The sequence below is a fragment of the Evansella clarkii genome (assembly GCF_002019695.1).
Classification (GTDB): Bacteria; Bacillota; Bacilli; order Bacillales; family Salisediminibacteriaceae; genus Evansella; species Evansella clarkii.
This window is the reverse complement of the sequence record NZ_KV917376.1, coordinates 238,650-260,718: the sequence shown is the minus strand read 5'-3', so window position 1 is coordinate 260,718 and position 22,069 is coordinate 238,650. Positions and strand designations below refer to the sequence as shown.

The 22,069-nt window shown below is 42.2% G+C and carries 19 protein-coding genes; 15 read left to right on the top strand and 4 right to left on the bottom strand.

Features of this window, described 5'->3' with window-relative positions; all coding sequences use genetic code 11:
* Nucleotides 1-7: 7 nt before the first annotated feature.
* From BK582_RS01070 to BK582_RS01000, 15 genes are all read left to right on the top strand, one after another.
* Nucleotides 8-1,636, top strand: a complete 1,629-nt coding sequence (locus BK582_RS01070; protein WP_078592597.1) for an ABC transporter substrate-binding protein — start codon at nt 8-10, stop codon at nt 1,634-1,636.
* Nucleotides 1,637-1,695: 59 nt separating this feature from the next.
* The gene (locus BK582_RS01065) at nt 1,696-2,640 is read left to right on the top strand and encodes an ABC transporter permease (RefSeq protein ID WP_078592596.1); all 945 of its coding nucleotides are present in this window, start codon (nt 1,696-1,698) and stop codon (nt 2,638-2,640) included.
* Between the two features lie 24 nt (nt 2,641-2,664).
* Nucleotides 2,665-3,495: an ABC transporter permease gene (locus BK582_RS01060; protein WP_078592595.1), complete on the top strand. Its 831-nt coding sequence runs from the start codon at nt 2,665-2,667 to the stop codon at nt 3,493-3,495.
* Between the two features lie 19 nt (nt 3,496-3,514).
* The gene (gene murQ, locus BK582_RS01055; RefSeq protein WP_078592594.1) at nt 3,515-4,429 is read left to right on the top strand and encodes an N-acetylmuramic acid 6-phosphate etherase; all 915 of its coding nucleotides are present in this window, start codon (nt 3,515-3,517) and stop codon (nt 4,427-4,429) included.
* 24 nt (nt 4,430-4,453) lie between these two features.
* Complete coding sequence (locus tag BK582_RS01050) at nt 4,454-4,954, top strand: GNAT family N-acetyltransferase (RefSeq protein WP_078592593.1); 501 nt, start codon at nt 4,454-4,456, stop codon at nt 4,952-4,954.
* A gap of 37 nt (nt 4,955-4,991) precedes the next feature.
* Nucleotides 4,992-5,966, top strand: a complete 975-nt coding sequence (locus BK582_RS01045) for an ABC transporter ATP-binding protein (protein WP_078592592.1) — start codon at nt 4,992-4,994, stop codon at nt 5,964-5,966.
* Nucleotides 5,966-7,030, top strand: a complete 1,065-nt coding sequence (locus BK582_RS01040; RefSeq protein ID WP_078592591.1) for an ABC transporter ATP-binding protein — start codon at nt 5,966-5,968, stop codon at nt 7,028-7,030. The genes BK582_RS01045 and BK582_RS01040 overlap by 1 nt, the downstream gene beginning before the upstream one ends.
* Nucleotides 7,027-8,256 carry an anhydro-N-acetylmuramic acid kinase gene (locus BK582_RS01035; RefSeq protein ID WP_078592590.1) on the top strand — a complete coding sequence of 410 codons (1,230 nt, stop codon included), beginning with the start codon at nt 7,027-7,029 and terminating at the stop codon, nt 8,254-8,256. Before BK582_RS01040 ends, BK582_RS01035 begins: the two co-directional genes overlap by 4 nt.
* Nucleotides 8,257-8,798: 542 nt before the next feature.
* The gene (locus BK582_RS01030) at nt 8,799-9,896 is read left to right on the top strand and encodes a D-alanine--D-alanine ligase (protein ID WP_078592589.1); all 1,098 of its coding nucleotides are present in this window, start codon (nt 8,799-8,801) and stop codon (nt 9,894-9,896) included.
* A 139-nt stretch (nt 9,897-10,035) separates the two neighbouring features.
* Nucleotides 10,036-11,406, top strand: coding sequence for a UDP-N-acetylmuramoyl-tripeptide--D-alanyl-D-alanine ligase (locus BK582_RS01025; RefSeq protein ID WP_078592588.1), 1,371 nt, complete (start codon nt 10,036-10,038; stop codon nt 11,404-11,406).
* A gap of 378 nt (nt 11,407-11,784) precedes the next feature.
* The gene (gene ggt, locus BK582_RS01020; RefSeq protein ID WP_078592587.1) at nt 11,785-13,506 is read left to right on the top strand and encodes a gamma-glutamyltransferase; all 1,722 of its coding nucleotides are present in this window, start codon (nt 11,785-11,787) and stop codon (nt 13,504-13,506) included.
* Between the two features lie 242 nt (nt 13,507-13,748).
* The gene (locus BK582_RS01015) at nt 13,749-15,329 is read left to right on the top strand and encodes a spore germination protein (RefSeq protein ID WP_078592586.1); all 1,581 of its coding nucleotides are present in this window, start codon (nt 13,749-13,751) and stop codon (nt 15,327-15,329) included.
* A 26-nt stretch (nt 15,330-15,355) separates the two neighbouring features.
* Nucleotides 15,356-16,564 carry a Ger(x)C family spore germination protein gene (locus BK582_RS01010; RefSeq protein ID WP_078592585.1) on the top strand — a complete coding sequence of 403 codons (1,209 nt, stop codon included), beginning with the start codon at nt 15,356-15,358 and terminating at the stop codon, nt 16,562-16,564.
* A gap of 10 nt (nt 16,565-16,574) precedes the next feature.
* The gene (locus BK582_RS01005) at nt 16,575-17,681 is read left to right on the top strand and encodes a GerAB/ArcD/ProY family transporter (RefSeq protein WP_078592584.1); all 1,107 of its coding nucleotides are present in this window, start codon (nt 16,575-16,577) and stop codon (nt 17,679-17,681) included.
* 252 nt (nt 17,682-17,933) lie between these two features.
* Nucleotides 17,934-19,511, top strand: a complete 1,578-nt coding sequence (locus tag BK582_RS01000; protein ID WP_244895308.1) for a BCCT family transporter — start codon at nt 17,934-17,936, stop codon at nt 19,509-19,511.
* 162 nt (nt 19,512-19,673) lie between these two features.
* On the opposite strand, the gene BK582_RS00995 is transcribed toward BK582_RS01000, so the two are convergent.
* From BK582_RS00995 to BK582_RS00985, 4 genes are all read right to left on the bottom strand, one after another.
* Nucleotides 19,674-20,969, bottom strand: coding sequence for an MFS transporter (locus BK582_RS00995; RefSeq protein WP_078592583.1), 1,296 nt, complete (start codon nt 20,967-20,969; stop codon nt 19,674-19,676).
* A 323-nt stretch (nt 20,970-21,292) separates the two neighbouring features.
* The gene (locus BK582_RS26690) at nt 21,293-21,463 is read right to left on the bottom strand and encodes a hypothetical protein (protein ID WP_167553291.1); all 171 of its coding nucleotides are present in this window, start codon (nt 21,461-21,463) and stop codon (nt 21,293-21,295) included.
* Between the two features lie 47 nt (nt 21,464-21,510).
* On the bottom strand, nt 21,511-21,735 hold the full coding sequence (locus BK582_RS00990) for a hypothetical protein (RefSeq protein WP_078592582.1): 225 nt from the start codon (nt 21,733-21,735) through the stop codon (nt 21,511-21,513).
* Between the two features lie 4 nt (nt 21,736-21,739).
* Nucleotides 21,740-22,063 carry a gas vesicle protein gene (locus BK582_RS00985; RefSeq protein WP_078592581.1) on the bottom strand — a complete coding sequence of 108 codons (324 nt, stop codon included), beginning with the start codon at nt 22,061-22,063 and terminating at the stop codon, nt 21,740-21,742.
* Nucleotides 22,064-22,069: the final 6 nt, after the last annotated feature.

Here is a 22,069-nt window from a genome sequence, read left to right as displayed (position 1 = left end):
AAGAGGAATGAAGTTTAAAGTTTTATTCATATTAGCGTTATTTATATGTATGCTTTTCCTTGCAGGTTGTGGTGGTAATAACGCTGTTTCAACTAATGGCGAGGACGACATAAGTAATTCCGATAATAATGCAGTCGGAAATGATAGTGAAGAAAGCAATAATGAAAATAATAATGGAACCACAGGTGAAAACATGGCTGCAGAACAAACACTACTGATTGCTGCAGACCAGGATCCGTCCGGCTTAGACCCACATAAAGTCACAGCGCACTCCTCTATTCGTATTACAGGAAAAGTATACGAAGGGCTACTGCAGTTTGATGATGATATGGAACTAGCCCCACAGCTTGCTGAAAGCTGGGAGCAGGTGGACGATACCACATATATATTTAAGCTTAGAGAAGGAGTGAAATTCCATAACGGGCGGGAAATGACAGCTGAAGACGTAAAGTACAGCTTTGATCGTATAAAAGATCCTGAAACCGCTTCTATTGGTGCCTCTTACTTTACATCAGTAGAAGACATAGAAATTCTTGGAGATTATGAGATTCAATTTCATTTAAGTGATGCTTATGCTCCGTTCTTGTCCTATATTGCACATAGCAGTGCTGCAATAGTCCCGCAGGAAGTAGTGGAAGAGCATGGTGATTTAAACCAGGAAGCAGTTGGTACAGGGCCATTTGTATTTGAAGAAATGGTGCCGGATACACATGTTATTTTATCTAAAAATGAAGATTATTACATTGAAGGCCAGCCTAAACTGGATGGGCTGAAATACCTGACTATGATTGACGAATCTTCAAGAATCGCAGCAGTCCGGACAGGGCAGATCCATTTAACTACTGTTTCTCCTGAGTCTGTTTCCCTTCTTGAAGCCAACGTAGAGCTGGAGATTATCAACTATTATACGCTCGATTACAACTACCTTGGAATAAATACGGAGAGAGAACCATTTAACGACGAAAGAGTCCGCCAGGCAATCAGCTTAGCAGTGGACAGAAATGAACTAATAAATACTGTGATGGGCGGAGATGCTCAATTAACTGGCCCGGTACCTCCTTCTCTAGGAAACTGGTCCATCGATGTTTCACAGCATGAAATGTATGAGCATAACATTGAAAAAGCAAAAGAATTATTGGAAGAAGCCGGGTTTGGGGATGGTTTTGAAGCTGAAATAGGTGTTCCTGGAACCTACAGAGACCGGGTAGCAGACGGCCAGATGATCCAGCAGATGCTAGCGCAGATTGGTATTGATGTAACAATTGTACAACTGGAATGGGGCGACTATATTGATGCCTGGAATGAAGGGCGTTATGACATGCTGACTGGAAGAAACGGTGCCGGAACGGATCCTGATAGATCATTAAACTTCTTCTTTCATACAGAAGGGTCAGCTAACGTATGGGGCTTTTCCGATGAAGAATTCGATGAGCTTGCTGAAAAAGGGCGTTTTGAAGTGGACCAAGGCACCAGAGAGCAGACTTACTTCGATGCACAGGACCGATTACTGACACAAGCACCAAACCTATTCTTATATAATCCTCAAAATTACATTGTTATATCAAAGAATGTTTCAGATTATATGCCATTACCACACAGCTCAGAGAGATTCCACGACACGTACTTATCAGAATAACAGATAGTGAGGCTGCGCTGCAGCCTCCTGTTCTTTAATTAACCTAGAGGGTGAGCTATATGTACACGTATATATTGCGAAGATTATTCTTGTTTATCCCAGTCTTATTTGGAGTCACTGTTTTTGTTTTTCTAGTAATGAATATTATCCCTGGTGATATTGCAAGTATCATTCTCGGGACGGAGGCAACACCAGAATTAAAAGAACAACTGCGGCAGGAGTTTGGCTTGAATCTGCCATTGTATCAGCAATACTGGAATTGGATATCCGGAGTATTTGTTGGAGATTTCGGTAACTCTTTACGGACTGGAGCACCAATTCTTCCAGAGATGCTGAATCGCTTTTCTTTAACATTTGAGTTGACGATATTTGCAGCAATTATATCATGGATGATCGCAATTCCAATGGGGATTTTAGCCGCGGTCAAGCGTAATACAAAAGGGGATATCGGTATCCGCTTTGTATCACTACTTGGAGTTTCTATACCCAACTTCGCACTAGCAACGCTATTAATCTTAATTTTATCTTTGTTCTTTAACTATTATCCGCCTGTAGGTTATGTTGGTTTTCTTGAAGATCCGAGAAGAAATCTGGAAATATTATTGATACCTGCTATTGTTTTAGGAACGTCGATGGCAGGCTCCTTAATGAGAATGACAAGATCCTCGATTTTAGAAATACTTGGACAAGATTTTATCAGAACAGCACAAGCCAAAGGAATATCACAGAAAATGGTTCTTTTTAAACATGCTTTAAGAAATGCAATTATCCCTGTTTTAACAATAATTGGTATGCAGATAGGCTACCTGCTGGGCGGAACAATTATTGTTGAGCAGATCTTCTCTCTGCCAGGTTTAGGGCAGATGGTATTAACAGGGATAAACCAGCGGGACTTTCCGGTTGTTCAAGGAACGATTCTGTTTATAGCAACTATTTTTGTAACAGTAAATCTTATTGTAGACATTCTCTATTCTTATTTAGATCCGCGTATTTCTTACGACTAAAAAGTTAGCACAGGGTGATGAATAATGAAAGAAATTACAGATCGGCTACGAAAAGACAAGATTGGCATGGCAGGGTTAATTGGAGTATTGTTTATTATACTTCTTGCCTTTTTAGCTCCTGTTATAGCTCCTTATAATCCTACTGAAATGTTTAATCAACACAGGTTGGAAAGGCCGAGTACCCAGTTTTGGCTGGGGACAGATGAATTCGGCCGAGATATACTAAGTCGAATCATTTACGGAGCACAGGTATCTATTATGGTCGGACTGATTGCAGTAGGTATAGGCGCTACATTCGGCTTCATTTTTGGATTGCTGGCAGGATTTTTTAAAGGTTGGGTGGACAATACAATTATGAGAATAATGGATGTGCTCTTTGCATTCCCGGACCTTCTGTTAGCGTTAGCAATTGTAGCGGTTCTCGGACCTAATCTTAGAAACACGATGATAGCCATTGGGATAGTGACGATACCAGTATTTACGAGATTAGTAAGGGCTTCGGTCATTGCGGTGAAAGAGATGGATTTTGTACTTAGCGCAGAGTCTATTGGAATAAAGACTCCGAGAATTATTTTAAGGCACATCACTCCTTATATTCTAGCTCCATTCCTGGTGCAAATTACTCTCGCCTTATCTATAGCTATCCTCGCAGAAGCTGCCTTAAGTTTCCTGGGGCTTGGAATACAGCCGCCTCACCCTTCCTGGGGCTCCATGCTTAGTGATGCAAGGGGATATATGGAACTGGCGCCATGGATAGCAATTTTTCCTGCACTGTTTATTATTCTGACAATTTTCTGTTTTAACCTGCTGGGGGACAGTTTGAGAGATTTACTAGATCCTAAGCTTAAGTCATAGCATTAAGGAGTGTGGCCGGATGGCACAAAGTGAAAAGGAAGCCTTGGTTACAGAGTCGGTAAATTTAAACACTATAAATATTGACCGAATGGAAATTATAGATGTGGTAAACGTGATGAACGAGGAAGATCAAAAGGTTGCTCGTGCAGTAAAAAAGGAAATTCCGAGAATTTCAAAGGCGATTGAAATGGTAGTGGATCATCTGAACAAAGGGGGCAGGCTCTTTTATATCGGAGCTGGCACAAGCGGAAGAATAGGGGTGCTTGACGCCTCAGAATGCCCTCCGACTTTTAATACTCCTCCTGGGTTGGTAAATGGAATTATAGCCGGAGGTGATATAGCGCTTCGAAATGCTTTGGAAGGCGTTGAAGACTCCCGGCAGAAGGCTAAAGAGGATCTTTTGGAACACGGGTTTGATACTAAGGATGTTCTGATAGGCTTAGCTGCCAGCGGGACCACCCCCTATGTACTTGGAGCACTGGAATACGCGAACAGCAAGAATGCAAGCACTATTAGCGTTTCCTGCAACGGAAATACGCTCATATCAGAGGTGGCGCAATTACCGATTGAAATTATTGTCGGTCCCGAAGTAATTATGGGATCAACCAGGCTTAAGGCAGCCACGGCTCAAAAAATGGTACTGAATATGATTAGCACAGCCACGATGGTTCAGCTTGGGAAAGTGTATCAGAACCTTATGGTGGATTTACAGGCCAAGAATGAAAAACTGAAAAAGAGAGCGATTAATATTGTTAGGAAAGTTACTTCCTGTGATGAAGCAAAAGCTAAGAAATTGTTAGGCCAGACAGAGTGGAGAGTGAAGGAAGCGATCATTATATGCGAAACAGGAGCTTCATTCCAAGAGGCTCAGCAATTCCTTTCGGCATGTAAAGGAAGAGTTGGTGAAGCAGCGGAACTTGCGAGAAATGCATAGGAACAAAGCATGGGGAGGACCCTAATGATTATTAGAACAATTCGAGAGGAAGATGCTCAGAATTTTCTCGAAATGAGCAAAATTCTCGATAGTGAAACGCAATTTTTATTATTTGAACCTGGAGAAAGAGAAACGACATTAAAAGATCAAAGAGAGAGTATCAAAAAGACGCTGGAGCAGGAAAACTCCACTATTCTTGTAGCAGAAACAAAGGGATCTCTAGCGGGATATATTGCAGGACGTGGCGGAAATGCGAGGAGAAACAGGCATATGGTTCATATAGTTATAGCTATTCTCCAGAAGCATACCGGCAAAGGGTTAGGAAAAAAGCTTTTTGAGGCATTGGAAGAGTGGGCGCAAGAAAAGGGAATCCACCGTCTGGAACTGACATTAATGGCAACGAACACGAATGCTTTTCGTTTATACGAAAAAATGGGATTTTCAGTGGAAGGAAAGAAAAGCCATGTTTATATGATTGAGGGAGAGTACGTGGATGAATATATGATGTCAAAACTAATCAAATAGATTTAAATGTTATCTTGAGAGGTGAGAAGGTGATTTGATGTCGGACGCACTATTAGAAGTCAAAGACTTAAAAACATACTTTTTTGTAGAGGACAAAATTATTAAATCCGTGGACGGGGTCAATTTTACAATAAAAAATGGTGAAACTGTGGCCATTGTAGGTGAATCAGGCTCAGGAAAGAGTATTACTTCCTTATCAATTATGGGGCTTGTTCCGAAGCCGAATGGCAAGATTGTTGAAGGATCTATTAAATTTTCTGGAGATGAATTAGTCGGACTGCCAGAAAAGAAGATGAATAAGATCCGAGGCAATGATATCGCGATGATATTTCAGGAGCCGATGACTTCGTTAAATCCTGTGTTTACTATAGGGAACCAAATTACAGAAGCGCTGCTTCATCACCAAAATCTTAAAAAATCTGAAGCGAAAAAAAGGGCGGTTGAACTGTTGAAGCTCGTAGGATTTGCACGTGCAGAGCAAATTATTCATGAGTACCCTCATCAATTATCCGGTGGAATGAGACAGCGGGTAATGATTGCCATGGCAATGTCCTGCGACCCAAAACTGCTGATTGCCGATGAGCCCACAACAGCACTTGATGTAACGATTCAAGCGCAGATCCTCGAGTTAATGAGAGACGTCAAAAAGAAATTTAATTCCTCTATTCTATTAATTACGCATGATCTTGGTGTAGTAGCGGAAATGGCTGATCGGGTCCTTGTAATGTACGGTGGTCAGGTGGTGGAGGAAACATCTGTAGATGAAATATTTGAAAAACCGAAACATCCCTATACTTCAGGACTATTAGCAAGTATTCCTAAAATCGAAGAAGAGCGGAAGAGGCTGGAGCAAATCCCCGGTACAGTCCCTTCTGCGGATAATTTCCCCAGGGGCTGCCGGTTTGCTCCGCGGTGCAGCAAGGTAATGCCACGTTGTACTGATGCACCTCCTGATCTTTTAAAGGTGGAACCAGATCATAAAGTACGCTGTTATCTTTATGAACTTAGTTAATGAGTGGAAAGGAGGAGAATACAGTGACTGTTCATACTCTTGAGGATGAAAGACTTACTGCAAAAGCAGATGACTCGACTGGAAATATTATAGAAGCAAAAGGAATTAAAACATATTTTCCGATAAGGGGCGGAGTCTTTAGAAGAACCATTGGGCATGTAAAGGCTGTTGATAATGTTGACATATTTATTAAAAAAGGTGAAACGCTTGGGATTGTAGGGGAGTCTGGCTCTGGAAAAACTACGTTTGGAAGAACGCTACTTCGTCTGTTAACCCCTACTGATGGACAAATAGTGTTTAATGGGCATGATATTACGTATCTGAGTAAGAGCGAGATGAGAAAGCATCGGCGGCATATGCAGATGGTTTTTCAGGATCCTTATGCATCCTTAAATCAAAGGATGAGGATCGGGGAACTGATTGAGGAGCCAATGTATACTCATAATATGTATAAAAAAAGCGAGCGGAAAGAAAGAGTAAAATACTTACTTGAAACAGTAGGCCTGCCAATGGAAGCGACGAGGAAATTCCCCCATGAGTTTTCCGGAGGCCAGAGGCAACGGATTGGAATTGCAAGGTCCTTAGCGATTAACCCCCAACTCGTTATAGCCGATGAACCTGTGTCAGCACTGGATGTTTCCGTTCAGTCCCAGGTATTAAACCTGATGAGCGACTTGCAAGAGGAATTTAATTTAACCTACCTTTTTATCGCTCACGACCTGAGTGTGGTGAAGCATATCAGTGATAGAATCGGTGTGATGTATCTTGGGAAAATGATGGAACTTTCACCTAAGAAGGATTTGTACGTCAATCCACTGCATCCTTATACGAAAGCGTTATTATCTTCTATTCCTAAGCCAAATCCTAAGGCGAAAAAAGAGCGTATTGTATTAAAGGGAGATATTCCTAACCCGTCTAATCCGCCTTCAGGCTGCGTCTTCAGAACACGCTGCCCCGAAGCATATAAACGTTGTAAGGAAGTTGTGCCGGCTTTTGTTGAGGTGGAAAGAGACCATTTTGTCGCATGCCATTTATATCATAAAAGTGAGGAGAAGGTTAAATGAGTATATACGGTATCGGTCTAATGTCAGGCACCTCCTTAGATGGAATCGATGTTGCAATGGTTGAAATTGAAGGAAGCGATTATGACATAATTATTAATTTAATAGATTCTGATTTCCTCAGTTATCCTTCATTTGTAAGAGAGTTACTGCTAGAGCTTTGTGAGCCTCAAACTTCTTCAGTAGATAAGATATGCAAAACTAATGCCTATTTAGGGAAGCTTATTGGGGAAAGGGTGAACCACCTGATAGAAAAAAGCAGTATACCAAAAGAGAAGATCTGCTTTGTGAGCTCGCATGGGCAGACGATTTTTCATATCCCCCCAGAAGCTACGACGAGCGAGTGGGAGATTCCTTCCACTTTTCAAATAGGTGATATTTCTGTTATTTCTGAAGTGACAGGGCTTCCCGTGGTGGGAGATTTCAGACCTGCTGAAATGGCAGCGGGGGGGCAGGGAGCACCACTTGTTTCCTACTTCGATTATGTCTGCTATCGCGACACACGTAAAAACAGAGCAGTACAGAATATCGGTGGAATTGGAAATGTTACACACCTCCCCGCTAACGGGAAGCCCGAGGAGGTACTCTCTTTTGATACCGGGCCAGGAAATATTGTACTGGATGCAGTAGTGGAAAGGATTACGAACGGTGTAAAGATGTATGATGAAGGGGGAGCATTAGCAGCAAAAGGAAGTATTTCTGAAAACTTGTTACAGGAGCTCATGAAGCATCCATATTTTGAACAAGCGCCTCCTAAAACAACTGGAAGAGAGCTTTTTAATCAAGCATTTATTGAACATTTATGGTTGAGAGCAGCAGACCTGAAGGTGGAGAGAAATGATTTAATAGCCACTTTGACAGCCTGGACTGCCATGAGTATTGCTAAGGGTTACGAAAAATTCTTACTTAATGCAGGGCGAGAGATTGATGAAGTTGTGATTTGCGGCGGAGGAAGCAGCAACAAAACCCTATTAAGTTATTTAAGCGAGTACCTTCCAGAGCAGAGAATATTGACAAGTGAGGATATAGGGATACCGAGCGACTTGAAAGAAGCTATTGCATTTGCTTTGCTAGGTTACCATTGTATTAAGGGTAACAGCAATACTCTTCCCTCAGCAACTGGTGCACAGCATTCAGTCATTATGGGGAAAATTTCATGTACACAGCCTGAAGCATATGCAAAGCTTGTTTCTTTAATAACTATTGATAACGAGTTATCTATTAATTGATGGTTTAAGGCAGCCGGAAGCACCGGCTGTCTTTTTTTACGCGCGTTCGATTTTTGGAAAAACTCTTGATCTAAATGAAGGGGCATGTTTTCAGAGTGCAGAATGATCTTTACTATATATTAAACAGGGTGGTCGGGAGTTAGTCACACTCCTGCACAATTTTCTGCGTAATCATGTATAAGTAAAACGAAGACGAAGTGGCAACTCATCTGTTTCTGAAGAGGTATTGTCCTATTATACTGTAAGTAAGCCTTAAATAACCGCTTCGTTCAGTCTTTTAAATTGTTAACATAAGGTATATATGTTTTAGTTTGCTTATCACTAAAGTTTAAAATAGTATATTTACAGGTATTAGATAAAAGGTCAGGAAATGATTAAGTTCGGAAAAAACACCGAGGTATACATGCCCGTAAATCAGAAATTTACATACATTAGTTAGCAGTGGGCTTTTGAGCGATTATAGTTTTACGATGATAATTTAGTATTTAACTTAGAGGTGAAAATGGTACAATAATAAAGGTAAACAGATATGGAGGGTGAATATGAAGATTAAACTTGGATTGTTGTATGGCGGTAAATCCGCGGAACATAAAGTATCATTACAAACTGCAAAAGCTGTAATTAAAGCATTGGATCTGACAAAATATGAAGTACACCCAATATATATTACGGAAACTGGTGAGTGGGTCAGAGGCGCAGAGCTTCAGGCTCCGGTTGAAGATGTGAAGAAGCTTCAGTTAAAAGAAGAAGGAGAAGCCGTTTCACCACTGGCGTTAAATTCAGAAATTTTCCCTGTACCTGTAAAAAACGAGAACGAAACTGCGAATGACAAAATTGATGTAGTTTTTCCTCTGCTTCACGGACCGAACGGGGAAGACGGAACAGTTCAGGGTTTGCTTGAACTTATGAACATTCCTTATGTTGGGAATGGTGTATTAGCGTCTGCTGCTGGCATGGATAAAGTGATGATGAAAAATATCTATGAGCAGGCAGGCATCAAGCAGGCTAAATATGTATGGTACCTTCGCCGCGACTGGGAAAATGACGCAGAATCGGCATACAAAAAAGTAGAAGAAAAGCTTGGCTATCCTTGTTTTGTGAAGCCGGCAAACTTAGGTTCAAGTGTCGGTATCAGTAAATGTAACGACAGGGAAAGCCTGGAGAAAGCATTTAAAGAAGCCTTTGAATATGACCGTAAGATTATTATTGAAGAAGGAATCGATGGCAGAGAAATTGAAGTGGCTGTTTTAGGGAACGAACATCCGCAATGTTCTGTTGCAGGGGAAATTGTTCCGGAAACAGATTTTTATGATTATAAAGCGAAATATGAGGACGGAAGCACCGGCCTTATTATCCCTGCAGACATCACAGAGGAAGAGTACGAAGAAATTAAGCGTGTAGCGATTCAGTCCTTTAAAGCACTTGATTGCTCCGGGTTAGTCCGCGCTGACTTCTTCTTAACGAAAGACGGGGAAATCCTCATGAACGAAGTAAACACCATGCCTGGTTTTACCCCATTCAGCATGTTCCCGATGCTCTGGCAGGAATCCGGATTGCCTTATCCTCAGCTGATTGAAAAACTCGTGGAGCTGGGAGTAGAGCGCCACGATGAAAAACAGAAGATTAAGCATACATTTTAAGGCATAATAATAGTATTGAGGTTGACTCCAGTGTGAGTCAGCCTCCTTTTACATAGAATAGAAACAGGATGGACGCAAGCATGTACGTATTTGTAAATGACACGAATAAATGATGGTTTTTCAAGAAGGAGCGAGACAGATGATAAAAAGAAACTTTAAAGATATTGCAATATGGGTGAACGGAGAACTTGCAGACAAGGAAAATAACTCCGTTAAGATTACAGGAGTATCCACTGATACAAGGACGATTAATGAAGGAAATCTTTATGTACCTATTGTGGGTGAGAATTTCAACGGCCACGATTTTGTGGAAACGGCTGCGGCGAATGGAGCAGCAGGAGCCCTTTGGCAAAGAAATCAGCCGAATCCGCCATCTGGCTTACCGCTCCTGTTTGTAGAAGATACTTTACTTGCATTACAGGACTTAGCTGAACATTATCTGGGAGACCTTCCGGCAAAAGCCATTGGCATTACTGGAAGTAACGGAAAAACGACTACAAAAGATATGGTGACTTCCGTTCTCTCAACAACTTATAAGGTTCAGAAAACGGAAGGGAACTACAATAATCATATTGGGCTGCCGCTGACAATTCTGGCATTAGAAGAAGATACAGAAATAGCAGTACTGGAAATGGGCATGAGCGGGAGAGGAGAAATTGAACTTCTTTCCAAAATTGCAAAACCTGAAGCTGCAATTATTACGAATATCGGGGAATCTCATTTACAGGATTTAGGTTCCAGAGAAGGGATTTCCGAAGCAAAGTTTGAAATTACAGCAGGATTACCGGAAAACGGTACGCTGGTTATTCACGGGGATGAGCCTCTGCTGACAGAAAAAGTAGTGAACACTCCGTATAAGGTTGTTACTTTTGGCAGCTCCAGTCCAAACGACTACTATCCTGTACAGGTTGAGCAAAAAAGCGATGGGACCTTTTTTACGATAAATGGCGAGTCTGAAACAAAGTTCTTCATTCCAGTTCTTGGCAAACATAATATAAATAACGCTCTCGCTGCCATCGCTATAGGGCAACGTTTTGACGTGCCGGCTGCCGCAATTAAAAAAGGTCTTAAAAGCCTGAAAATTACCGGGATGCGAACAGAACTGATACAAGGGAAAGATGGAATCACAGTTATTAATGATGCCTATAATGCGAGCCCGACCTCTATGAAGGCAGCGATTGAACTCCTACAGGATCTGAATGGCTATAAGAAAAAAATAGTTGTTTTAGGGGATATGCTGGAGCTTGGAGACAATGAAAATACCTTCCACTTTGAAACCGGAGAAGGGATTGACACAGATAAAATCAGTCACGTTTTCACGTTTGGCAAGCTGGGCAGGAAAATCGCTGAAGGAGCAAAAGTGAACTTCCCGGATGAGCGGGTGCATGCATATGATGACAAACAGGAGCTGATTTCCAAGCTTAAAGAAATAGCAGGGGACGGGGATATTGTCTTAGTAAAAGGCTCCAGGGGCATGAAACTGGAAGAGGTCGTCAACGAATTAACCTAAGCGGCGGTACTCTCAGGACACCTGCCGGAAGGGTAACTCACGCCATCTCTGAATCAGATAACTTTTCATAAGAAACCAGGTTTGCAGAGCATTAATGCAACCTGGTTTCTTTGTTTCGAAATAAAAAAAGTATAAATTTCCAAGATAATTGTCCAGCTCCAGCACCTACGAGCTCGAGGTCACTTCAGGCCTTTTAGTAAGCCAAAGAGCGGCTTCCGTCAAAGTCCTTCCAGTGCTTGTCGCTCGTGACCAAGGCGCTTGCGCTTTTCTTTATTCAGCCCGCCTGTTACATTTTATTGACGAAAGGGTAAACAACAGATACATAAAGTAATCCGCCAGACGATTTCTGGCTGGTTCAACATAAAGGAGTTGGCGCTGATGAGTATTCAGGAGATATTTAAAAACCAAAAGACGGCTGGACATGCGTCTTATTATGAAACGGTAAAGGGACATTATGGAATGGTTGCCTGCCCGATAAAAGAGGCAGCTGAAGCCGGCGAGAAAGTACTGGAAGACGGAGGTAATGCGATAGATGCGATAATCGCTATGCAGTTTGCTTTATGTTCTGTGGAAGGTATGAACACAGGCATTGGTGCGGGCGGTTTTATTTTATATTATGACAGTGAAAACAATGAAACGAAGGCAATCCATGGACATACAAGAGCTCCTGCCGCTACAACACCAGAAGTGTTTTACGATAGTGAAGGGAATTTAATGCCTTTTGACGAGCGGACAATGAGCCCGAAGTCAGTAGGGGTACCGGGAGTAATGAAAATGATGGAACTTGCGCTTGAGAAATACGGTTCCATGTCTCTTGACAGGCTCATTGACCCGGCAATCAAGCTTGCTGAAGAAGAATATCGTGTGAACAGTCTTTGGGACCGTACGATTGATATTTTTAAGGAAAGGCTTGGAGAAGAAGCAAAAAAAGTATTCCTTCCAAACGGGGAGCCACTTAAAGAAGGAGATATGGTAAGGCAGCCTGATTTAGCAAAAGCACTGAAAGCTATAAAGAAAGAAGGGTTCAGTTCTTTATACGAAGGGGAACTTGCGGATGCCATTATCGATACCCTCCAAAAGTACGGCGGAATAATGACAAAAGAGGATTTGCAGAATTACGAAGCTTCTATTGAGGAGCCTTTCTGGAGCAGTTATAAAGGGTACGATCTTGCTTTTCCCGGGCCTCCGAACGGGGGAGGGGTTGCAGTGTCACAGATACTGAAAATCCTTGAACCATTTAACATCAGCCAGTATGGTGTTCGGTCATGGGAAAAGTATCACCTGGTCGCTGAAGCTACCCGGCTGGCACTGGCAGATCAGCAGACATACCTTGGTGATCCAGGGTTTACAGACATCCCTCTTAAAGGGCTTTTCAATGAGGATTATCTGAAAGAAAGGCGCAATATGATTAATTTTGATAAGCGCTGGGAAGAAATAAATGCAGGCGACCCTTGGAACTATCAGGAAGGGACACCGAGTCAGCCAGTAAAGAAGGATAATAGTAAAAAGGGAATGGATACTACTCATTTTACAGTTATAGACCAGTGGGGGAATATTGCATCCTGTACTACATCCCTTGAACGAATTTTCGGTTGCGGGATTATGGTAGAAGGCTACGGGTTTCTGCTCAATAATGATATTACAGACTTTAATCCGGAGCCAGGCACGGCAAATGAACCGAACAGCAATAAATGTGCTGTCAGTTCGAAGTCGCCAACTATTGTTTACCATGAAGGAAAACCTTTTTTCACTCTCGGATCTCCTGGAGGGCCGACGATCGTCGGCTCAGTTGCACAGGTTCTCCTCCATGTTCTCGATTATCAGATGGATCTGAAAGAAGCAGTCGCAGAACGGAGAATCTTCAATAACCCTGATGTATCCTGGGAATGGGAAGACGGTATTGAGGACGAAATAATGGCTAAGCTCAGGGACCTAGGGTATAAACTCGACCAGGGCTTTAAAGAAGTAGCTGCCGACGACAGGCTTGGGGATGTGCAGGCGATTTTGATCGATCCATCGACCGGTAAATTATATGGCACGAACGATGCCCCACGCCCGGGAGCAGCTATCGGGCTGAAGAAGCCGCCAGAAGAATCATAATAAAGACTCCTCTTTGGCAGGAAGCCGAAGAGGGTTTTTTTATAATCATTTACAGATAGCTTCTTGTACATGCCCTCATTCAGATGATTCAGTTAATTTTACTATTTTGTTTCTGGCTGTTATACCCTTTTCCCACTGGGTGAATGTGTCAGCTAGTCAGGAAAAAGTTTCGCTTAAAAGTATAAATTTCCTTGCCTGGATTGAAAATAAAAAGCAGCAGAGTTCAGTGAGGGGCAGTGTGGATGGGACTATTCAGGAAGAGAAAAAGACAGGGTGGGAAAATACAGGAAAAGCAAGCTGTGGAACAGGAGGGGGATTCTCTTTCCAGCCAGCTGGACGGGAACATAAAAAAGATAAAAGAACTTACGGGAAATACAGATGATGTAATGTACCGTTCGGTGACGATAAGAGGGAATTATCGTTTACTGTTAGTTTATATAGAAGGAATCAGTGAAGTTGACAGGATCAACACAGTAATAAACACTCTTCTGCAAAGTAATGAAAATGAAGACCTCCCGGTGCTAAACGAAAATGAGAATCTTATAAATAGCCTTGAGGAGCGGTTACTGGCAATATCCAGATGTTCTTATGTGGAGAACACGGATGACTTGCTTACCGAGCTTCTGTCAGGTAATACAGTTATTATCGCTGATGGTTTTACGAGGGCGATTTCCTGCAATACACCTGGGGGAAAGCGCCGCGCGGTGGAGGAGCCATCCACAGAAACAGTTATCAGGGGGCCGAAAGACGGTTTTACGGAGGATATTCGTACGAATATATCATTAATAAGGGACAGAATAAAAACCCCTGATCTCTGGTACAAAATTAAAAAAGTTGGAAAGCAGACACAAACAGATGTGGCTGTTATGTATATTAATAACATCGCGGACAGAAGGCTTGTAAAAGAAGTGGTAGAACGCCTGGAAAGTATTGAAACTGATAGTATTCTCGAAAGCAACTATATTGAAGAATTCATTCAGGATGAGACGTATACTCTGTTTCCGCAAATACAAAATAAAGAAAGACCTGATGCTGTTGCTGCTGCTCTGTTAGAAGGAAGAGTGGCGATTATTGTAAACGGCACCCCGTTTGCCCTGATTGCTCCTGTCACGTTAGCGATGCTTATGCAGACTGCGGAAGACTATTACCAGCGGCCTTTATTTGTAACGTTTCTGAGATTGTTAAGGACGTTCTCCTTTTTTGTGGCAATGCTGCTGCCAGGAGTGTATATAGCGATAACAACCCATCATCAGGAAATGCTTCCCACTGTTTTACTATTCAGCCTGGCAGCACAGCGGGAAGGCGTCCCATTTCCAGCGATCGTAGAAGCCCTGCTGATGGAAGTGACTTTCGAAATTCTTCGGGAAGCGGGGGTAAGGATGCCAAAGGCGATTGGCGCTTCTATTTCCATCGTCGGGGCACTTGTTTTAGGGCAGGCAGCAGTTGAGGCCGGGGTCGTTTCCGCAGTTATGGTTATTATTGTTTCTTTTACCGCAATTACAAATTTTATCATTCCAACATATAACCTTAGTGTGGCAGTCCGGTTGCTCCGCTTCGCTTTTATGATCCTGTCGGCTGCTTTCGGTTTTTTGGGAATCCTTGCCGGGCTGCTGATCCTGTTAATTCATTTAGCTGGATTACGTTCTTTCGGTGTTCCGTATTTAACTCCGATGGCCCCTTTTATCCTGTCAGAACAAAAAGATACGTTTTTTCGCTTCCCATTATGGGCCCTGAATGCGAGGCCGGAGTCGCTTAATCCGGAAAATAAGCGGAGGATGAGTGCGAATATGAAACCTTCCCCTCCGAAAAAAGAGAGCAGCTGAATACTTTTATATAAAGGAGATCGTCGATGAATCGTAAATTTCTTATCTGTGTGCCTGTATTTTTGCTTTTATTTCTTTCCGGCTGCGGGGACATAAGGGAATTAAATGAAATCGGCATCGTCGTTTATACAGCCATCGATAAGAAAGAAGATCAGTGGCTGGTCTCATACCAAGTAGTTAATCCAAGCACAGCAGCCAGGAATTCCACGGGGGGAGGCGGTGAAGGAGCTCCTGTTTTTACATTCACTACATCAGGGGAAACGCTGCAGCAGGCAATACAAAATACTAATTTAGAAGAACCTAGAAGATTGTTTTTCGCCCATAATTCCGCTGTCATCATTTCTGAAGAAATTGCAAGAGAAGGAGTAAGCCCTGTAATTGATTATTATCTCCGCTCAATAGAGGATCGGGCTACAGAGCCTTTGTTTATCGCAGAGAAAGCAATGGACATACTTGATATGCTTGATCCTTCTGAACCGATCCCGGGACGGCTGCTTCCTAATATGATGGAACGTGGAGAAAAGAATATGTCCAAGTACGAGGAGGTCGACTTCACAGATTTTGTGATTGCCGCAACATCTGAATCAAAATCTGCGGTTATACCACAGCTCGTTATTACGGGGGATAAGGAAGGGCAAACCTCCATGGATGCCCTTTCCAAAACGAGAAGGGCGGGAACCATTAAATTAGGAAATCTGGGTGCTTTCAATAAAGATAAGCTGGCAGGCTGGTTAACTCCTGAGGAAGCGAGAGGTGTGGCATGGATTACGGGAGAGATTGAAGAAATCTATATTACTTTCGACTGTCACGGGAAGAAAGAAGGGCCCCCGCAGTCAACCTATTTGCTGACTGATTCATCTGTTCAGCTAACTCCCAGGCTGACAGGGAGCAGAATTGAGATGGAGCTGGACATCCACACCGAGGGAAGGGTGAGTGAAGTGAATTGCGCTTACGATCTGTCTCAGCCGGATAATATTGATAAAATGGCGGGATATATTGAAGAGCGAATTTCACTTGACGTAGAAGCTGCCTGGGCTAAAGCTAAAGAACTGAATGCAGACGTAATGGGTTTCGCCAATGAGATTAATAACAGGCATCGGGATAAATGGAAGGAATTAAAAGGCATCCCTGATAAAGGGTATTTGGAACAAATTGACTTGATTACAAACGTAAATGTGGATATTGAGAATACGGGTATTAATCAAACTCCATTTTCCTCGCTAATAAAGGAATAGGTGATTCATATTGGAAAGATTAGGTAAGTACCAGATCTGCGCAGGAATTATATTATTCCTGATCGGCAGTATACCGTTGTTCGTTACTGGAATTGAAGCTGGCCGGGATGCATGGCTTGTTATGCTCACCGGAATGCTCGCGGGTTTGTTTTTTGTGTGGGTGTACCTTTACATTCAGCATAACGAGCCGGAGAGCAGCCTTATTCAAATAATCAGGAAGCATTTCGGGAAGTACATAGGCACCGTAATAGCAATTCTTTATGTATTGCACTTCGCTTACCAGGCTATGCGTAACACGAGGGATTTCGGCGATCTTATCGTACTCACGCTTATGCCAGAATCACCCTTGTTTCTTATAATGCTGATTATGATGATCATCTCCACGTATGCGGTTTATCAGGGAACGGAAGTCTTCTTTCGGACGCTGGAAATACTGTTTCCGATAGTAATAATAAGCTTTTTTACGTTAATTCTTTTTTTCTTCCTATCGGGTGTTTTAAATTTTCAATTGCTGCTGCCTGTTCTGGAAAACGGGCTTATGCCTGTCCTGAAGGCTGCTGTTCCAAATGTGGCAATGACTCCTTTTGCCCAGATCGCTGTATTTCTAATGTTCTGGAAATATCTTAATAACAAGAAATATTTAACGAAATATACGTTAATCGCATATATTTTTACCGGGTTGTTTCTCGTTTTATATAATATTTTAATCGTCGCCATCATAGGTGCTCCATTGGCGAGTATTTCAACGGTCCCTTTACTTCGGGCTGTTCCTCTCATACAAATTGGCGGTTTTCTGGAACGACTTGATCCGATTTTCGTCATTGTGCTCGTACTCTGCTTATATACTAAAATGACAGTGTTTTATTTAGGGGCTGTTCTTGCGCTTGCGGAACTGCTTAATAAGAGTCACAGAAAGGTTTTTCTGCTTGTGGGGGCGGTTATATACGGCGCATCTTTCATCCCGGCAAACTATATTGAGCATATATGGGTTGGATTTCAGATAAGCCATAATTATGATTTTGTTTTATTTCAGGCTGTTATTCCAGTTATTTTACTGTTGATAATAATGGTTAAGAAAAAGTCGAGTAAACAGAAAAATGGTCTTTCTCAAACGTGAGGTCTGAGAAATTTTAAACTATCTCTTCAACTGTTAGTTACTGCGTACAAACTTTGGTGCAACCTGAGGCTGCATCTTTTTTTGTTCAGTAAACTTTTTTTTGAGTGAAAATATTGATTAGTGTCAATACCCTGAAAATTTCTGATTATGTTTTAAATTTACATAAGATTGGAATAGTACACTGATATCCTTAATTTCTTATTCGGTTACTTTACGGAAAATAAAGTATTGTACAGACAGGAGGACTTTTCTTTGGGCAGGAAGAATCAGGGAATAAATAGTGAAAGATTAATAGATTATCGAATTTTTGTGCCTTCCCTGCTGGTAATTATAGCTATTAGTATTCCGTTTTCGGTTTATGAAGCACAGGCGCTGGACGTGCTGAACCAGATTTTTGATACGATTGTCGATGTGTTCAGCTGGGGCTATATCTGGTATGGAATTATTCTTGTTGCGGCCGGGCTGTACTTATCTTTTTCCAAGTATGGACAGGTCGTTTTAGGCGATCCGATGGAGAAGCCGAGATTTACATTATTTGAGTATGCTTCTATTCTCATAGCAATGGGGGTAGGATCTACTATAATGCGGACAGGGATGGTTCAATGGTCGGCTGTTGCTAATGATCCTCCGTTCGGGATGGAGCCTGGGTCAACTGAAGCACTGCTTATGGGCAACGCCTACAGTATGTTTCTCTGGAGTTTTCAGGTGTTTGCTATATTTGTTATGGCCGCACCGGCAATGGGGTATATTCTGCATGTTCGCAAACGCCCGCTTATGCGGATATCCGAAGCATGCCGGATAATTTTTGGGGACAAATTTACTGACGGCATGGGCGGAAAAATACTGGACATGATTTTTCTTGTAAGTATTTTAGCCGGTGCAGCGGTTACTCTTGGCCTCGGAGCACCAATAGTTACCCATAACCTGGCGAGGCTGATGAATATGGATGTGACCTTCGGGTTGACATTAATAGTAACACTCATCTGGGTTATTCTGTTTTCTTTAAGCGCCTACTTAGGTATTGAAAAAGGTATTAAGAGACTGAGTACATTTAATATGTACCTTGCAGGGGCTTTTGCCGTATTCGTTATGGTAGCGGGACCTGGTATTTTCATCTTAGACTATTTTACAGACAGTGTCAGTACGCTGTTAACAAATTATGTTGGCATCTCCCTTTATACAGAATCGTTGAATCTTGAAGGTGCAACACATGTGCAGAGCAATACAGTTTTCTGGTTTGCATACAGTGCAACCTGGGCAATGCTTCACAGTGTTTTCGCCGCGAAAATTTCAAGAGGAAGAACGATCAAAGAAATGATATTGACCTACTTACTGGCTCCGACTTTGTTGTCGTGGGCAGCAACAGGTGTACTTGGTGGTTTAGGAGTACACAGACATTTAACCGGGGAGGTCCCTGTGTTAGATATTGTGCAGAATAATGAAGCAGTAGCGGCAATACCTGAAATACTGGCATCCCTTCCTTTTGCGGCTATAGCTCTAACTGTTTTTATCATCGTTGCAATGATTTTCCTGACAACAACACTGGATTCTACTACTTACACTATCGCGGCATATACGAGTACGAAGGATATGAGTAAAACAGAACCTTCCAGATATTTACGTGTTATTGTAGCAGTAGTTATTGCGACACTGTCGTTAATTCTGATGCGGGTTGGCGGACTTGCACCTCTGGAAGTAATCTCCGGTCTTATGGGACTGCCTATCATCGTCATCCAGTTCCTGACCATCTACGCAGCAATAAAAATGATGAACCAGGATCAGGCATGGGTGAATAATGTAAGGCCAAAACAAAATCCAGGAGATAAATAAATTGAAAGGTGTACCTGAAGCAATTCGCTTCTGGTACACCTTTTTTATTGTTTAGGAAATTATAAAAGTTTAATTCTGTGGATAAGTCGTCCAGCTCCAGCGCTTACTCGTCGCAGATAAAGAGTGTCGCTCGTGACCAAAGCGCTTGCGCTTTTGTTCCTATTAGCAGTTAAACCCGGAGTTTTTGCGGCTGTAGAAGAACCAGCAAACTCCTAAACTAATAATATAGTATACGATGAAAATAATCAGAGCTAAGTCAGCGGAACCTGTTGTATCAATTGACCATCCGAAAATCTTAGGAATCAGGAACGCTCCGTATGCCGCGAAGGCCGCGATCAGCCCTAATACAGGACCTGCTTCTTTCTCTGTAAAGATAAATGGTACCATTCGGAACGTTGATCCATTGGCGATTCCTGTAGCTGCGAATAAAAGCAGGAACATGATCAGGAAGCCAGGGAAGTTGTTTACGTATAAGAAGTAAATTACTCCGGCAGTAGCAATAATCATACTTACAATAACCCAGAATGTTACCTTTGAACCGCTGTCTACTTTATCTGACAGCCAGCCGCCTATTGGCCGTACAGAAGCTCCGATTAATGGCCCGAGGAATGCCAACCCGATAGCGTTCAGCTCGGGAAACTCTGAGTTAATCAGAAGCGGGAATGCTGCTGCGAATCCAATAAATGAACCGAAACACATTACATATAACCATGTCATAACCCATATATGCTTAAGTTTTAATACGGAAAGCTGTGCTTTAACACTTTGTTTAGTGTTAGGAAGTTCATCCATGAAGAAAATTGTCAGTAATACTGCAATGATAATTGGTACTACCCAGATAAACGCTGCGTTCTGGAGATAAATTTGAGAGCCGTCAGGAAGCTGCTGAGCTCCGCCAGTCATAACTCCGATAAAACCAAGTCCGATTACGATAGGTGTAACAAACTGAACGACACTTACTCCAAGGTTTCCGATTCCTACGTTAATTCCGTTAGCTGTACCTTTTTTGCTTTTTGGAAAAAACGGGTTTAACGTAGCCGTAGATGAAGATAAACATCCGCCGCCAAGTCCGCAAAGTGCTGCAAGGATAGCCATCGTCATGTAGCTTGTTTCAGGATTCTGGACAGCGAAACCGATACCTACTGCAGGAATCAGCAGAAGAGATGTACTGATAATCGTCCACTTTTTGCCGCCCATTATTCCAGGCATAAAAGTATAAATTAAGCGGAATGTCGCCCCTGTTAGACCAGGGAGGGCTGCCAGCGTAAATAACTGGCTTTGGGTAAAGGAAAAACCTACGTCGTTAAGGCGTACTGCCGCCACTGACCATATCTGCCACACACAGAAAGCTAATATAAGTGCGAATACTGAAATATACAAATTCTTTCTAGCTATTTTATTACCTTGTTCTTCCCAGAACTTTTCTTCTTCAGGTTGCCAGACTGCGAGTTTAGCCATCATTCATTTCCCCTTGCTTGTTGATGTTTTATGAAATCAGTATAGCAGGAGAACGGCAGCGTACTGCGGGGTTAATATGTCTAATTAGTAAACATTAATTGAAGAAAAGTTTCATAAGTATATTAAGTGAAAACTATTGACAATGTTGCCAAAGTGTTTATATATGAATGAATTACATAATTCAAGATTTTCATCTTTAACACGAAAACTATCTTAAAATGTTACTTATTGTTCGATTTACGCTTCAGACGGAGGCGTTCTGCGGGTACGGCTTCAACTAATTTTTTCCGGCTGAACGCCGTCAAAAATGGATTTTCAGCTTCTCATGCTTTTCCCGCAAGAACGAGCATCTTCTTCACCGCAAATGCCTCGAGTTGTCTCGACGGATATTCTACGGAGCTAAGCTGGCAGAGGAAGAGACAGTTACCGCCGCCATACGCTGCCATCGAAAAGTAATGTTCGTCTTTTTTATTCAGCCAATATATGAAATTCATTCATGTACAAAAAAAATTGCCATTCGCGAGAATGGCAGTTTTCCTGATTACCTCAGACGTTCATTATTCTGCTGATCATTAATCATCATTCTAATTTCTTCTTTATCCGGCAGCCCGGCTTTTGCATGGAAAGCGTACTCGGTTTTTACAACAGGAGCGTCTTTGCCTTTGCCGAGTTTTCTTTCTTCCACTCTGGCTACCGTTGAATGATCAGTATTTTCAAGATCCCGGATAAGCTGGCTAATATCCCTGAAGAAATCTTTTCTGTTCATTCAGTTAATCTCCTTTACTTTCCGAAGCTTCTACTTTTTCTTCCAGCAGTTTAATTCTATCCTGCAGCTGCTTGTTCTCCTCTTGCATCTGGATTGCCTTTGAGGAATAGTGGGGGTCATTCTCCCACCAGTCTATCCCCATTTCTTTTGCTTTATCAACGGAAGCAACAATGAGACGGATTTTTATCGTTAAAAGTTCCACTTCCGCCAGGTTTACTTTAATATCTCCTGCGATAACTACTCCTTTTTCCAGCACTGTCTCCAGAACGTCTACAAGACTTCCTGCCATGTTCGCAGGATGATTCACTGTTTCCCGTACATTACTCATGGAATC

Excerpts from the sequence above, each read along its gene's own strand:
- BK582_RS01070 (WP_078592597.1), top strand. The coding sequence starts at position 8 with ATGAAGTTTAAAGTTTTATTCATATTAGCGTTATTTATATGTATGCTT.
- BK582_RS01065 (WP_078592596.1), top strand. The coding sequence starts at position 1,696 with ATGTACACGTATATATTGCGAAGATTATTCTTGTTTATCCCAGTCTTA.
- BK582_RS01060 (WP_078592595.1), top strand. The coding sequence starts at position 2,665 with ATGAAAGAAATTACAGATCGGCTACGAAAAGACAAGATTGGCATGGCA.
- murQ (WP_078592594.1), top strand. The coding sequence starts at position 3,515 with ATGGCACAAAGTGAAAAGGAAGCCTTGGTTACAGAGTCGGTAAATTTA.
- BK582_RS01050 (WP_078592593.1), top strand. The coding sequence starts at position 4,454 with ATGATTATTAGAACAATTCGAGAGGAAGATGCTCAGAATTTTCTCGAA.
- BK582_RS01045 (WP_078592592.1), top strand. The coding sequence starts at position 4,992 with ATGTCGGACGCACTATTAGAAGTCAAAGACTTAAAAACATACTTTTTT.
- BK582_RS01040 (WP_078592591.1), top strand. The coding sequence starts at position 5,966 with ATGAGTGGAAAGGAGGAGAATACAGTGACTGTTCATACTCTTGAGGAT.
- BK582_RS01035 (WP_078592590.1), top strand. The coding sequence starts at position 7,027 with ATGAGTATATACGGTATCGGTCTAATGTCAGGCACCTCCTTAGATGGA.
- BK582_RS01030 (WP_078592589.1), top strand. The coding sequence starts at position 8,799 with ATGAAGATTAAACTTGGATTGTTGTATGGCGGTAAATCCGCGGAACAT.
- BK582_RS01025 (WP_078592588.1), top strand. The coding sequence starts at position 10,036 with ATGATAAAAAGAAACTTTAAAGATATTGCAATATGGGTGAACGGAGAA.
- ggt (WP_078592587.1), top strand. The coding sequence starts at position 11,785 with ATGAGTATTCAGGAGATATTTAAAAACCAAAAGACGGCTGGACATGCG.
- BK582_RS01015 (WP_078592586.1), top strand. The coding sequence starts at position 13,749 with ATGGGACTATTCAGGAAGAGAAAAAGACAGGGTGGGAAAATACAGGAA.
- BK582_RS01010 (WP_078592585.1), top strand. The coding sequence starts at position 15,356 with ATGAATCGTAAATTTCTTATCTGTGTGCCTGTATTTTTGCTTTTATTT.
- BK582_RS00995 (WP_078592583.1), bottom strand. The coding sequence starts at position 20,969 with ATGGCTAAACTCGCAGTCTGGCAACCTGAAGAAGAAAAGTTCTGGGAA.
- BK582_RS26690 (WP_167553291.1), bottom strand. The coding sequence starts at position 21,463 with ATGAATTTCATATATTGGCTGAATAAAAAAGACGAACATTACTTTTCG.
- BK582_RS00990 (WP_078592582.1), bottom strand. The coding sequence starts at position 21,735 with ATGAACAGAAAAGATTTCTTCAGGGATATTAGCCAGCTTATCCGGGAT.
- BK582_RS00985 (WP_078592581.1), bottom strand. The coding sequence starts at position 22,063 with ATGAGTAATGTACGGGAAACAGTGAATCATCCTGCGAACATGGCAGGA.